At 72.1% G+C, this 12,766-nt stretch carries 13 protein-coding genes; 2 read left to right on the top strand and 11 right to left on the bottom strand.

Features of this window, described 5'->3' with window-relative positions; translation table 11 throughout:
- Window positions 1-12 precede the first annotated feature (12 nt).
- From ACFYW7_RS10750 to ACFYW7_RS10795, 10 genes are all read right to left on the bottom strand, one after another.
- On the bottom strand, window positions 13-702 hold the full coding sequence (locus tag ACFYW7_RS10750) for a GntR family transcriptional regulator (protein WP_389500294.1): 690 nt from the start codon (window positions 700-702) through the stop codon (window positions 13-15).
- 112 nt (window positions 703-814) lie between these two features.
- Window positions 815-1,816 carry a proline racemase family protein gene (locus ACFYW7_RS10755; protein WP_389500297.1) on the bottom strand — a complete coding sequence of 334 codons (1,002 nt, stop codon included), beginning with the start codon at window positions 1,814-1,816 and terminating at the stop codon, window positions 815-817.
- A 157-nt stretch (window positions 1,817-1,973) separates the two neighbouring features.
- Window positions 1,974-2,873, bottom strand: a complete 900-nt coding sequence (locus tag ACFYW7_RS10760) for a dihydrodipicolinate synthase family protein (RefSeq protein ID WP_389500299.1) — start codon at window positions 2,871-2,873, stop codon at window positions 1,974-1,976.
- Window positions 2,874-2,978: 105 nt separating this feature from the next.
- On the bottom strand, window positions 2,979-4,517 hold the full coding sequence (locus ACFYW7_RS10765) for an NAD(P)/FAD-dependent oxidoreductase (RefSeq protein WP_389500301.1): 1,539 nt from the start codon (window positions 4,515-4,517) through the stop codon (window positions 2,979-2,981).
- The gene (locus ACFYW7_RS10770; protein WP_389500303.1) at window positions 4,510-4,809 is read right to left on the bottom strand and encodes a (2Fe-2S)-binding protein; all 300 of its coding nucleotides are present in this window, start codon (window positions 4,807-4,809) and stop codon (window positions 4,510-4,512) included. The genes ACFYW7_RS10765 and ACFYW7_RS10770 overlap by 8 nt, the downstream gene beginning before the upstream one ends.
- On the bottom strand, window positions 4,806-5,957 hold the full coding sequence (locus ACFYW7_RS10775; protein WP_389500305.1) for an NAD(P)/FAD-dependent oxidoreductase: 1,152 nt from the start codon (window positions 5,955-5,957) through the stop codon (window positions 4,806-4,808). Before ACFYW7_RS10775 ends, ACFYW7_RS10770 begins: the two co-directional genes overlap by 4 nt.
- 218 nt (window positions 5,958-6,175) lie before the next feature.
- Window positions 6,176-6,991, bottom strand: coding sequence for an ABC transporter permease (locus ACFYW7_RS10780; RefSeq protein WP_389500307.1), 816 nt, complete (start codon window positions 6,989-6,991; stop codon window positions 6,176-6,178).
- Window positions 6,992-7,001: 10 nt separating this feature from the next.
- Entirely contained in the window at window positions 7,002-7,892 is an 891-nt protein-coding gene (locus ACFYW7_RS10785; protein WP_389500309.1) for an ABC transporter permease, read from the bottom strand.
- 7 nt (window positions 7,893-7,899) lie between these two features.
- Entirely contained in the window at window positions 7,900-9,108 is a 1,209-nt protein-coding gene (locus ACFYW7_RS10790; RefSeq protein ID WP_389500311.1) for an ABC transporter substrate-binding protein, read from the bottom strand.
- Window positions 9,109-9,132: 24 nt separating this feature from the next.
- Window positions 9,133-10,182 (bottom strand): ABC transporter ATP-binding protein, encoded by a 1,050-nt coding sequence (locus ACFYW7_RS10795; protein ID WP_389500313.1) that lies wholly within the window; start codon window positions 10,180-10,182, stop codon window positions 9,133-9,135.
- 122 nt (window positions 10,183-10,304) lie between these two features.
- Here ACFYW7_RS10795 and ACFYW7_RS10800 point away from each other — a divergent pair, with 122 nt between their 5' ends.
- Together ACFYW7_RS10800 and ACFYW7_RS10805 are read left to right on the top strand one after the other, a co-directional pair.
- The gene (locus tag ACFYW7_RS10800; RefSeq protein WP_389500315.1) at window positions 10,305-11,123 is read left to right on the top strand and encodes a FadR/GntR family transcriptional regulator; all 819 of its coding nucleotides are present in this window, start codon (window positions 10,305-10,307) and stop codon (window positions 11,121-11,123) included.
- Complete coding sequence (locus ACFYW7_RS10805; protein WP_389500317.1) at window positions 11,080-11,859, top strand: cache domain-containing protein; 780 nt, start codon at window positions 11,080-11,082, stop codon at window positions 11,857-11,859. Before ACFYW7_RS10800 ends, ACFYW7_RS10805 begins: the two co-directional genes overlap by 44 nt.
- A 74-nt stretch (window positions 11,860-11,933) precedes the next feature.
- Here ACFYW7_RS10805 and ACFYW7_RS10810 read toward each other — a convergent pair whose 3' ends face one another.
- Window positions 11,934-12,593 (bottom strand): hypothetical protein, encoded by a 660-nt coding sequence (locus tag ACFYW7_RS10810; protein WP_389500319.1) that lies wholly within the window; start codon window positions 12,591-12,593, stop codon window positions 11,934-11,936.
- Window positions 12,594-12,766: the final 173 nt, after the last annotated feature.

Below are 12,766 nucleotides of genomic sequence, written 5' to 3' on the forward strand. Positions count from 1 at the left end.
CCGCCGGCGCCCTCAGGGTGCCGCCCACAGTCCGCGGACGTGACCCAGGTGGCGGGTCATCACCGCGCGCACGGCCCGCTCGTCCCGGTCGAGGAGGGCGTCGAGGAGCTCCAGGTGCTCCTCCGCCGAGGCTTGGAGGCGGCCCGCCCCGACCAGGGCGTGGAGCCCGTAGAGCCGCGAGCGTTTGCGCAGGTCTCCGACGACCTCGACCAGGTGGGAGTTGCCAGCCAGCGCGAGCAGGCCGAGGTGGAAGCGGATGTCCGCCTCGACGTAGGCGATGAGGTCACCGGCCGCCGCCGCGGTCACGATCTCCCTGGCGGCCGGGCGCAGCGCCTCCAGCGAGACGGGATCGGCCGTGGCGGCCAGCCCCACGACGGTGGGGATCTCGATGAGCGAGCGGATGTGGGTGTACTCGTCGAGCTGCTTCTCGGAGACGGCCGTGACCCGGAACCCCTTGTTGGGCACCGTGTCGACCAGGCCCTCCTTGGCCAGGTCGAGCATGGCCTCGCGGACCGGCGTCGCCGAGACGCCGAAGCGGGCCGCCAGCGAGGGTGCCGAGTAGACCTCGCCGGCCCGCAGTTCGCCCGCGATCAGCGCGGCGCGCAGCGCGTCGGCCACCCGCTCGCGAAAGCTGCTCCTCCGGCCGCCCAGCGCGGGCAGGTCGGGAGCGGCCGGGGGTGCGCTGCTGCGCTGGGCGGTCATCGGGGTCTCCTCGTACGGGCCGGTGGGTCGCCTCGTCGTTTCGCCGCACCGGCCCTGTGCCATATCACGTGTTACTCGGACCACCAGTATCCACGTCCTGCCAGGGGGTCGCTCACAGGACGAATCCGGCCGGGAAGGGATCCGAGGGGTCGAGGAGGTACTGGGCGGTGCCGGTGATCCAGGCGCGTCCCGTGAAACTCGGCAGCACGGCGGGGATTCCGGTCACCTCGGTGGTGCCGAGGAGCCGCCCGGTGAACCGCGTCCCGATGAAGGACTCGTTCACGAACTCGGTGTCCAGAGGGAGTTCGCCCCGGGCGTGCAACTGGGCCATGCGCGCGCTGGTGCCCGTACCGCAGGGGGAGCGGTCGAACCAGCCGGGGTGGATCGCCATCGCGTGGCGGGAGTGGCGGGCCGTCGCCCCGGGCGCGTACAGGTGGACGTGGTGGCACCCGCGGATGGACGGGTCCTCGGGGTGCACGGGCTCGCCCTCGGCGTTGACCGCTTCCATCAGGGCGAGCCCGGCCGCGAGGATCTCGTCCTTCCGCGAGCGGTCGAAGGGCAGGCCGAACTGTTCCAGCGACAGGATCGCGTAGAAGTTCCCGCCGTAGGCGAGGTCGTAGGTCACCGTACGCCCGTCGGCGAGCGTGGCCTCGCGGTCGAGCCCGACGGAGAACGACGGCACGTTCCTCAGCGTGACCGACCTGGCCGCGCCCTCCTCGACGGCCACCTCGGCGACGACGACGCCCGCCGGGGTGTCGAGGCGGATCGTGGTGACGGGCTCGACCACCTCGACCATGCCGGTCTCCACCAGCACGGTCGCCACGCCGATCGTGCCGTGTCCGCACATCGGCAGGTAGCCCGAGACCTCGATGTAGATCACGCCGTAGTCGCAGTCCGGGCGGGTGGACGGCTGGAGGACGGCGCCGCTCATCGCCGCGTGGCCGCGCGGCTCGTTCATCAGGAGCTGCCTGATGTCGTCGAGGTGCTCACGGAAGTACAGCCGCCGCTCGTTCATCGTCGCGCCCGGCACCGTACCGATGCCACCCGTGATCACCCGGGTGGGCATGCCCTCGGTGTGCGAGTCGACGGCGTGCAGGACGAGTTTGCTGCGCATGGGACTCCTGGGCGGTGGGGGCGGAATCGCGGACATCCGCCCCGGCTGGGTGGCGGGAACGGTGCCGGCGGGAACGTGGAGCGCGCGGTGACGGGCGGGGCCGTCGACCGGTCGGATCGGGCGGTTCGGTTCGGTTCGTCAGGCGAGGCTCGGTTCGTCAGGCGAGGCCGGCTGCGACGGCCCGGTCCGTGGCGAGGCGCACGGCGGCCTCCTGTTCGGGCAGCAGCGGGACGCGTGGCGGGCGGACCGGCCCGCCGTGGCGGCCGACGATGTCCATGGAGAGCTTGATGGCCTGGACGAACTCGACCTGGGAGTCCCAGCGCAGCAGCGGGTGGAGCTGACGGTAGAGCTTGCCCGCCGTGTCGAGGTCACCGGCCACGGCGGCGCGGTAGAGCTCGACGCCCGCCCGGGGCAGCGCGTTCGGGTAGCCCGCCACCCAGCCCTTGGCGCCCGCGACGGCGAGTTCGAGCAGGACGTCGTCGGCTCCGACCAACAGGTCCAGTTCGGGAGCGAGTTCGGCGATGCGATAGGCGCGGCGCACATCGCCTGAGAACTCCTTGACCGCGTGGATGGAACCGGCGGCGTGCAGTTCGGCGAGGAGTTCGGGCACCAGGTCGACCTTGGTGTCGATCGGGTTGTTGTACGCGACGACCGGGACGCCCGCCCGGGCGACCTCCGCGTAGTGGGCGAGGACGGAACGCCGGTCGGCGCGGTAGGCGTTGGGCGGCAGCAGCATCACGGCGCCACAGCCCGCGTCCCGAGCCTGCTCGGCCCAGCGGCGGGCCTCGGCGGAGCCGTAGGCGGCGACGCCGGGCATCACACGGGACCCGCCGATCGCGGCGACGGCGGTCTCGACGGTCTTGGCCCGCTCCTCGGGCGTGAGCACCTGGTACTCACCGAGCGAGCCGTTCGGTACGACCCCGTCGCAGCCGTTCTCGACGAGCCAGGCGCAGTGCTCGGCGTACCGGTCATGGTCGACGGAGAGGTCGTCGTTCAGCGGGAGCGCGGTGGCGACGAGGACTCCGCGCCAGGGACGGCTTTCGGGGCTGACGGTCATGAGGCACTCGCCTTTCGACAAGGTGTGACATTTTATTGATGATCGGAGACGGGAGGGAGGTCGCGCCGACGCGGTCGCGGGCGGCAGATACCTCTACTGCGCGAATCACCCCGGATGAGTCACCGGAGGAGTCGGCGAAGGCGGGTCACCCCGGCCAGGAGGGGCATCCCGGCCGGGTGGAGCGCCCGGCCCCGGTGTCCCGTCGTCGCCGTCCGTTCCGGTACCGGCCAGCGCGCCGAGCGGTACCGGGTGGGCCAACAGCCTTCGCGTGGGCTCCGGTTCGCGGCCGAGCAGCCCGGCGACCGCGGGTTCGCACATCCGGCCCTGGCACCAGCCCATCCCTGCCCGGGTGAGCAGTTTCACGGTCCGTACGTCGCCCGCGCAGAGGTCGGTGACGGCCTCGCGGACGCGGCCCGCGGTGACCTCCTCGCAGCGGCACACGACGGTGTCGTCGGTGACCTGTTCCGGCCAGTGCGCGGGCGGCGCGTACACCGTGTCGAGCGCGGCGGAGAACTTCCGCGTTCTCGTGCGGGACTTGAGGGCCCGGGCGACCGCGCGCGGGTCGGGCCCGGCGCCGGAGAGCCGGGCGGCGGCCGACACGCCCGCGATGTGCCCCTCGGTCAGCGAGAGTTCGGCACCGCCGATGCCGGTGGTCTCGCCCGCGGCCCAGACGCCGGGCACGTCCGTACGCTGCTCGTCGTCCACCTCGACCCCCGATCCGTCGACACGGCAGCCGAGCGCTCCGGCGAGATCGGTGTGCGGGATCATCCCCTGCCCGACGGCGAGCGTGTCGCAGGGGATACGGCGCCGGGTCCCGGCCACGACCCGTCCGTCGGGGCCGAGCGCGGCGACGGTGACGGCGTCGAGCCGCTCCGTGCCATGGGCCTCGACGACGGTGTGCAGGGGAACGAACGGCACGCGGTGGCGCAGGAGTCGGGCGCCGTACCGGATTCCCTCGGCGACCTTGCCCGGCCGGGCCGCCAGCGCCCCGGCGCCGCGGAGGAACGCCCGCGGATCCGCGGACTCCACGAGCGCGGCGACCTCGACGCCCGCGGCGGCCAGTCCGGTCGCCACCGGCAGCAGCAACGGTCCGGTCCCGGCGACGACGGCGGTCCTGCCCGGCACGACGAGGCCGCCCTTGAGCATGGCCTGGGCCCCGCCCGCGGTGACCACGCCGGGCAGTGTCCAGCCGGGGAAGGGCAGCACCTTCTCGTATCCACCGGTGGCGAGGACCACGGCGTCCGCACGGACGGTGACGGGACGCTCCTGGAGCGGGCCGAGGAGGGCGTGGACGGTGAATCCGGACGGTGGGGCGCCGCCCGTGGTCGACAGACCCCTTTCCGACGGCCGGACCGTCCGTTCGACCACCCACACATGGTGGTCGGTCAGGTGCTCGATCGTGCCCGCCTCCAGGTGCCGCGCGAGGCCCCGCTCCAGCCGTTCCCAGGTGCGCCACCGGTGGTGCAGTGCCTGGGGTCGCCGGGCACCGAGTCCGTGCGCGGGGCCACGGTAGAACTGTCCGCCCGCCGCCGCGGCCGAGTCGATCAGGGTCACCCGGATGCCGCGTGCCGCCGCGGCGAGACCGGCGCCGAGACCCGCCGGGCCCGCGCCGATCACCGCGAGGCGGGGGCGTACGTCAGTCATCGTGGCCCGTGCCTTCCTGCGTACGGATGCTGTCGCCCGGCTTCAGCGGGACCAGACACGCCCGCTGGTTGGGCCGGTCGTTGACGGTGACGAGGCAGTCGTAGCAGACGCCGATGCCGCAGAAGACGCCGCGCGGGCGGCCCCCGGCACGGGTGCTGCGCCAGGAGGTGACACCGGCCGCCCACAGGGCGGCCGCGACGGTCCGCCCGGGCAGCACGTCGATGTCCCGGCCGTCGAGGGTGACGGTGAACGCGGGGCCGGGCTCGGCCCGTACGAGGTCCAGGGGGTTCACGGGGCCTCCTCGGCGAAGCGGTCGGGACGGAACGGCGCGAGGTCGAGATCGGGCGTCCCGCCGGTCAGGACCTGGGCGACGAGCCGTCCGGTGCCGGTGGCCAGCCCGATGCCCGCCCCCTCGTGCCCACAGGCGTGGAAGAGGCCCGGCGCCCTCGGGTCGGGGCCGATCGCGGGCAGGTGGTCGGGCAGGTAGGGGCGGAAGCCGAGGTAGGTCCGCAGGGCGCGCACCCGCGCCAGGAACGGGAAGAGCCGTGTGGCGCCCGCGGCCAGCTCGCGCACCACGGGCAGGGAGAACGAGCGGTCGAAGCCGACGCGTTCGCGGCTCGCGCCGATGAGGATCGGTCCGGCCGCGGTCCCCTCCACCACCGGCGAGGTCTGCAGAGCGGCCGAGTCGCTGGCCACGTCGGCGACGTAGTCCGCGGCGTACACCTTGTGGCGCACCCGGCGCGGCAGCGGTTCCGTCACGAGGACGAATCCCCGGCGGGGCAGGACGGGCAGGGTGACGCCCGCGAGGGCCGCCACCTCGGCTCCCCAGGTCCCCGCCGCGTTGACGACGGCCGGCGCGTGCAGCTCTCCCAGGTCGGTGCGTACGCCGCGGACCGATCCGTCCTTCGCGCGCAGCACCTCGGTCACCGTGCGCCCGGTCAGCAGCCGCGCACCCGAGGCCCGCAGGAGATGCGCGGCGGCCAGGGCGGGCATCACCTGGGTGTCCTGCGGATAGCGCACGGCGCCCGCGAGGCCGGGCGCCAAGTACGGTTCCACGTCGCGGAGTCGGTCGGCGGTGACCGGTTCGGTCAGCACGCCGGCGCTCCGCTGACCCGCGGCGAAGGTCTCCAGCGCGGCCAGGCCCTCGGGGGTGGAGGCCACGACGAGGCCGCCCTTGGCCTCGTACTCGATCGCCCGCGCCCGTTCCTCGGCGAGGTCGGCCCACAACCGTCCGGAGAGCAGCGCGAGGTCGAGTTCGGGTCCGGGTTCCTTGTCGGAGACGAGCAGGTTCCCCTCGCCCGCGCCGGTCGTGCCGCCGGCCACCGGGCCGCGGTCCACGACGGCGACGTCGAGGCCCGCGCGAGCCGCGTACAGGGCGCAGGCGGCACCCACCATTCCGGCTCCGACGACCACGACATCGCAGGTAAACGGCTTGCTCACATCAGTACTATGTCACATGCTTCTATTGCGGGGAATGGCCGACGCCCGCACCGACACGTCACCGGGGTATCCCGCCGGAGATCGCCCGCGCAACCGAAGTCGAGGCGTGGAAGCGGGAGTTCGCCGGACGGGCGCCGGGCGGCCGCGCCCCGGGACCCGGCCGCCCGGCCCATCCGGGCCGGTGAGTCGGCTCGGAACGGCCGGCCGTTCCGGCCCGCTCAGATCCTGCTCTCGGCCGCCGTGTCGGCGGACAGTCGCTGTGCCGCGTAGATCGGGAGCACCGAGAGCAGGACGAGCACGGCGGCCACGACGTTGACGACCGGTGCCTGCTGGGGTCTGGTCATGTTGTTGAAGATCCAGATCGGCAGGGTCTCGATGCCGGGCCCGGCCGTGAACGTCGTCACCACGATCTCGTCGAAGGAGAGCGCGAAGGCGAGGAGTCCGCCGGCCAGCAGCGCCGAGCGCACCAGCGGGAAGGTGACGTCGACGAAGGCGCGGAAGGTGTCCGCGCCCAGGTCCATCGCCGCCTCCTCGTAACTGCCTGACGTCCGGCGCAGTCGCGCGACCACGTTGTTGAAGACGACGACGATGCAGAAGGTCGCGTGGCCGACGATCACGGTGAACATGCCCAGTCCCACGCCCAGTGGTTCGAGCACCGTGCTGAAGGCGGAGTTGAGCGCGATGCCCGTGACGATGCCGGGCAGCGCGATCGGCAGGACGACCACGAAGGAGACGGCGTCGCGGCCGAAGAAGCGGTGCCGGGCGACCGCGAGGGCGATGAGCGTGCCCAGCACCAGCGCGATGGCCGTGGCGCCGAGGCCCGCCTTGACGGAGACCCACAGGGCCTCGCGGGCTCCCTCGTTCGCCCAGGCGACCGACCACCAGTGGAAGGTGAGTCCGGGCGGCGGCCAGCTCGCGCTGCGGTCCGGGTTGAGGGAGTTGACCAGGACGAGCGCGAGGGGCACGTAGATGATCGCGAAGCCGAGCCCGGCGGCGACGCGCAGCGCGATCCGCGCGGAACGGGAGAGTTGCACAGCGGGCTCCTCAGAGACTGCTCAGGGCGCCCGTGCGGCGCATCGCGAGGAGGTACACCACGATGACCACCACGGGGACCGTGCCGAGCGCGGCGGCCATGGGCAGGTTCAGTTCGATGTTGGAGTAGACGACGTTGCCGATGAGCTGGGTCCTGCCGCCGACGATCTGCACCGTGATGTAGTCGCCGAGGCTGAGCGAGAAGGTGAAGACCGAGCCGGCGGCCACCGACGGGAGGACCATCGGCAGGACGACCGAGCGGAAGGTCCGGCCCGCCCGGGCTCCCAGGTCCGCGGACGCGTCCAGCAGGTTCGCGGGCAGCTGCTCCAGCGCGGTGTGGATCGGCAGGATCATGTACGGCAGCCAGAGATAGGTCAGCGCGATGATCGCCGCGGTGAGCCCGTACCCGGGACCGCTCAGTCCGAAGGGGCGCAGCATCCAGTCGGCGAGGCCGCCTTGGGAGAGGATCAGGCGCCAGGCGTACACCTTGACGAGGTAACTCGCCCACAGCGGCGTGAGGACGGCGACGACGAGCAGCGGGCGCCGCGCGGGCCTGGCGACGCGTGCGGTGTAGAAGGCCACGGGGAAGGCGATCAGCGCGCACAGGAGGGTGACCGCGAGGGCGACGCCGACGCTGCGCAGGATCACCTGCCGGAACACGGGGGTGGTGAACAGCTGTCGGAAGTTGTCGGTCGACCAGACCTTCACCACTTCGGAGGTGAAGGAGTCCGTCGTCCAGAAGGCCGAGACGAACAGCACGGCCAGCGAACCGAGATAGAGCACCGCCAGCCAGAGCAGCGGCGCGGTCAGGAGCAGGGACAGCCGCAGCCGCGAGTGCCGGTGCAGGGTCCCGGCGAGCCGCCGGACGGGGGAACGTCCGGCGGCCTGCGCGGTGGAGGTCATCGCTCGGTCAGCCCTTGATCTCGGTCCAGGCCTGGACCCACTTGGCGTACGGCACGCACGTGACGTCGGTGCGGCCGTCGAGGCACTGCTCGATGGGCGTGTTCCAGAACGCGATGTTCTTCCAGTAGCTCTCGTCGGTGGCGTGGAAGGTGTCGCAGAATCCCTTGTCGCCGGTCTCGGCGCACGCCTTCGCGTTGGCCGGGGCCTCGCCGAAGTACTCGGCGACCTGGGCGTTCACCTTCGGCGAGATGATCCAGTCGAGCCACTTGTAGGCGCAGTTGGGGTGCTCGGCCTTGGCGGAGACCATCCAGGTGTCGGACCAGCCCGTGGAACCCTCCGTGGGCACGAAGGCCTTGATCTTCGCGCCCTCGTCGGCCGTGAGGTTGGCGATGACCTGCCAGGTGGTGCCGACCACGGAGTCCCCGCTCTTGAAGGCGGAGATCTCCTTGAGGTAGTCGCTCCAGTACTCCCCCACGTTCGCGCCCTGCTTCTTCAGCAGGGCGACGGCCGCGTCGAACTGCTTCTGGTCGAGCGCGTAGGGGTCCTTGATCTTCAACTCGGGCCTGGACGACTTCAGGTAGAGCGCCGCGTCGGCGATGTAGATCGGTGAGTCGTACGCGGTGACGTGGCCCTTGTACGCCGAGGCGTCGTCGAAGACCGCGGACCAGGACGTCGGGGCGGGGCTGACCTTCTCGGTGTTGTACATCAGGAGGTTGGCGCCCCGGCCGTGCGGGATGCCGTACATCTGGCCGTCGACCGAGTTCCAGGCGCCCTTCTTCAGACCGCTGAAGACGTCCTTGTAGTTCGGTACGAGGCCGGTGTTGACCGGGGCCGCGTCGCCCGAGGCGATGAGGCGCAGGGAGGCGTCGCCGGAGGCGGAGACCGCGTCGTACTGGCCGGTCTTCATCAGCTTGACCATCTCGTCGGAGCTGGCCGCCACCTTGGAGTTGACCTGGCAGCCCGTCCGCTTCTCGAAGTCGCCGACCCAGTCGACGTCGGGGTCGTTGGAACCGTCCTCGACATAGCCGGCCCAGGCGATGAGGTTGACCTGTCCCTCGGTCTTGCCGAGCTTCGACTGCGCCTTCAGGTCGGGCGGGTTGAGGCCGGTGGACGAGGAGGAGCCGGTGTCGGACGATCCGCAGGCGGTGGCCGCGAGGAGCACCGCGACGGCGGCGGCGGCCTTGAGGGTTGGGGTGAGGCGCACGGCGTACTCCATGGGTGACGGTGGACTGAGCGGGGGTCAGCGGGGGGTGGGGACCTGGAAGGTGTGGCGGCGGTGCCACCGGAGCCGGACCCGGGTGCCGCGCAGGGCGGCGACGTCCGCGGAGGAGGTCTCCAGGTTCTGCTGGAGGGCGGTGAGGCGGCCGCCCGCGTCGAGGTCCACCAGGAAACGGGTGGAGTCGCCCAGGTAGACGACCTCGGCGACGGTGCCCGCCGTGCTGGAGTGGTCCGGCCCGTCCGCCCCGGCGGGCCCGTCGGCGGACTCCTCGGTCACCCGGATCTTCTCGGGCCGGATGCTGTACGTGCCCGGGGCGCCGACGACCTGCTCGGCCGCCTGGCCGTCGAGCAGGTTGGAGGTGCCCACGAAGCCCGCGACGAACGGGGTGGCGGGGCGTTCGTAGATCTCGGCCGGGGTGCCGACCTGTTCGACGCGGCCCTGGTGGAAGACGGCGATGCGGTCGCTCATCGTCAGGGCCTCCTCCTGGTCGTGGGTGACGAACACGAAGGTGATGCCGACCTCGCGCTGGATCGCCTTGAGTTCGACCTGCATCTGCTCGCGCAGCTTGAGGTCCAGGGCGCCGAGCGGTTCGTCGAGCAGCAGGACGCGGGGGCGACCGACCAGGGCCCTGGCGAGGGCCACGCGCTGGCGCTGGCCTCCGGAGAGCTGGCCGGGGCGGCGGCGGCCGAACCCTTCGAGGCGTACGTCGGCGAGCGCCTTGCGGGCCCGGACGAGCCGCTCGGCCTTGGCCACCTTGCGGACCTTGAGTCCGTAGGCGACGTTCTGCTCGACGGTCATGTGCGGGAACAGGGCGTAGTCCTGGAAGACGGTGTGCACGTCCCGTTCGAAGGGGGCGAGACCGGTGACCTCCTGGCCGGCCAGCTCGATGCGGCCGGCGGTCGGGCTCTCGAATCCGGCGATCATCCGCAGGACGGTCGTCTTGCCCGAGCCCGACGGGCCGAGCATCGAGAAGAACTCGCCGTCGGCTATCTCCAGATCGACTCCGGCCACGGCGGTCGTGTCACCGAACGCCTTGCGCAGGCCCTGGAGCCGGATCGCCTTTGCCTCCATGGGCGGGGAACCTTTCTGGTGCGGATGCGCGGTGCAACACTGACCGGAAAGATATGAAGTCATAGTTCAAATCTCAAGACCCCTTTAGAGTAAAGGTTGAGTCAACGCACAAGGTGGTGACCGTGAAGCAACACAGGGGCGACGGCGTCCGCAGAGCCGTCTTCACTCCCGTGGACAACCGCGCGCGCGTCGAGACGGTCGTGCACCGGATCGGCGACGCCATCGAGCTCGGACTGCTGGCCGACGGAGAGCAGCTGCCCGGCGAGATGGAGCTGGCCGGGCAGCTCGGCGTCTCCACGGTCACCCTGCGCGAGGCCCTCATGGCCCTGCGCCAGCAGGGCCTGGTCACCACGCGGCGGGGACGCGGCGGCGGCAGCTTCGTCTCGCTGCCCGAAGTGCCGGGCGAGGAGCGGCTGTTGGCCCGGCTGGCCGAATGGAGCACCGAGGAGCTGCGCGACCTGGGCGACCACTGGGCGGCCGTGTCCGGGGCGGCCGCACGGCTCGCGGCGCAGCGGACGGAACCGGCCGACCTCAAGGCCCTGCGGCGCACCCTGGACGACCTGGCGTCCGCCGAGGACGCCGCCGCCCGCAGCCGCGTCTACGGCCGGTTCCACGTCGAGCTCGCCGCGGCCGCGCAGTCGGCCCGGCTAACCCGTGAACAGGTCGTGCTCCAGACGGAAGTGGGGGCACTGATGTGCCTGGTGCTCGGGGACGACGAATATCGTGAAGAAGTCGCGGACCGTCACCGCTCCGTAATCTCGGCCGTGCAAGATGGGGCCCACGAATCGGCCAGAGCGCTGGCCGAGCGGTGCGTACAGGACTCGACGGCGCGGCTCATCACCCTCCGCCTCGCGATGCCGCGCGCCGATCCAGGCAGGCGTCCACTGGAGGGCACCCGTGAGCAGGAGCCCCGGCCCGGTCGGCGCGACGGCGACGCTTGACGCCACCCCCGAGGCGGCCGTCGCCACGCGGGTCCGCCGCACGCTGGAGGCCGTCTTCGCGGCGGTCGCCGAGACACGGGCCGACACGACCGCGCTGCTCGCCCGCGTGGCCGCGCGGGACGGCCGCCCCGTCACCGCGGACCTGGCGGCGCTGCGCCCCGGGCTGCATCTGCGGCTCACCCGGCAGGAGTTGGTGTCGGGAGCCGGCTTCGTGGCTGCACCGGGACTGCTCGGCGACGTACCGGCCTGGCTGGAATGGTGGCAGCGCGGCGCCGACGGCGGGGTACGGCCGCTGCTGCTCGACCTCGATCCGGAGCACTCCGCGTACTCCGACTACACGCACTGGGACTGGTTCGCGCTCCCCCGCGACACCGGGCAGCGCGCGGTCGCCGGGCCCTACGTCGACTACCTCTGCTCCGACGAGTACAGCCTGACGCTGTCCGCGCCCGTCCACGTGGAGGGACGGTTCGTGGGGGTCACCGCGGCCGACGTCTATCTGCGGCACTTCGAGGGCGCGGTGGTCCCGCTCCTCCAACGGCTGCCCGGGGCCGCCCATCTGGTCAACGCCCGGGGACGGGTGGCCGCGTCCGCCGACCCGGCGCACCTGGCCGGATCCCTCACCAGGGGACCGGACTTCGCGGCCGTGCTGAGGGAGGCACGGAGCACGCGCTTCGAGGGGATGCGGCTCGTCCCGTGCGACGGCGTGCCCCTCGTCCTCGTGACGCGGGCCGGCTGAACGGACCCGGCGGGACGGGCGAACGGATCAACGGAGCACCCGTCCGCGGCGCCGAAGCGCGCGGTCGACGCGCGTCACACCGACCGCAACTCCGCCGCTCCGTTGCGGGTGGTGCGCGCCTTGCGCGGTCGTCCCGTGACCGGCCGGACCGCCTCGCGCAGCACCAGGGTCATCCGCGTGTAGCCCATGTCCTGAAGGCTCTTCGGGGTGTCGTCGACGATCCGGCAGTTCGTCCTGCCCCAGCGCGGATCGGGATGCACCAGCGGGCGCACGGCGCCGTCGTGCTCGACCGCGCCCGGGCCGACCGCCTCGATCCAGTGCGGGAGGCCGTGCCGGTACGCGGCCTCCATGATCGGGTCCTGGGCGATGTCCCGGCGGATCGACTGGAGACCACGGTCCTGGCCGTACCGCTCCACCGCCGCCGCGAAGCGCGCGAGCATCGGCAGGCACCAGCTCGACTCGTGCTCGCCGAGGACCGACCCCGCGTCGGGGTGAAAGAGGACGAACCGAAGGAAGTTGTCACCCGGCATGGCGGTCGGATGGGCTCCCACGCCGTCGAAAAGTGTCTCGAACGCGGCGTTGGACAGAACGACGTCCCAGCGGTGGTCGAAGACGACGGAGGGGAAGTGGACGGCGTCGAGAAGCGTGGCGTAGTCCCGGAGGTACGCCTGGGCTTCGAGACTCTCGGGGACAGGTCGCGGCTGGGACCGCTGCCTTCCTGCCTGGTACGCCATCGGGAGGTCACCCCTCTTGCCTCTGCGGCCTTCACGCGGCGCCCCGATCCTGATGCCCCGGGCACAGGCGTGTCAACTATCGTGGCATTTGGCGCCCGTTGACGGCTGAATCTCGCCACAGTTGTGGCGAGACCTGGATGTGAGTTCGAGTGACGGGCTACGCTCCGCTTGGT

This window comes from Streptomyces sp. NPDC002580, assembly GCF_042889485.1.
GTDB lineage: Bacteria > Actinomycetota > Actinomycetes > Streptomycetales > Streptomycetaceae > Streptomyces.

What these genes read in the sequence shown, in the direction of transcription:
- ACFYW7_RS10750 (WP_389500294.1), bottom strand. Translation starts at nt 702, where the DNA reads ATGACCGCCCAGCGCAGCAGCGCACCCCCGGCCGCTCCCGACCTGCCC.
- ACFYW7_RS10755 (WP_389500297.1), bottom strand. Translation starts at nt 1,816, where the DNA reads ATGCGCAGCAAACTCGTCCTGCACGCCGTCGACTCGCACACCGAGGGC.
- ACFYW7_RS10760 (WP_389500299.1), bottom strand. Translation starts at nt 2,873, where the DNA reads ATGACCGTCAGCCCCGAAAGCCGTCCCTGGCGCGGAGTCCTCGTCGCC.
- ACFYW7_RS10765 (WP_389500301.1), bottom strand. Translation starts at nt 4,517, where the DNA reads ATGACTGACGTACGCCCCCGCCTCGCGGTGATCGGCGCGGGCCCGGCG.
- ACFYW7_RS10785 (WP_389500309.1), bottom strand. Translation starts at nt 7,892, where the DNA reads ATGACCTCCACCGCGCAGGCCGCCGGACGTTCCCCCGTCCGGCGGCTC.
- ACFYW7_RS10790 (WP_389500311.1), bottom strand. Translation starts at nt 9,108, where the DNA reads ATGGAGTACGCCGTGCGCCTCACCCCAACCCTCAAGGCCGCCGCCGCC.
- ACFYW7_RS10795 (WP_389500313.1), bottom strand. Translation starts at nt 10,182, where the DNA reads ATGGAGGCAAAGGCGATCCGGCTCCAGGGCCTGCGCAAGGCGTTCGGT.
- ACFYW7_RS10810 (WP_389500319.1), bottom strand. Translation starts at nt 12,593, where the DNA reads ATGGCGTACCAGGCAGGAAGGCAGCGGTCCCAGCCGCGACCTGTCCCC.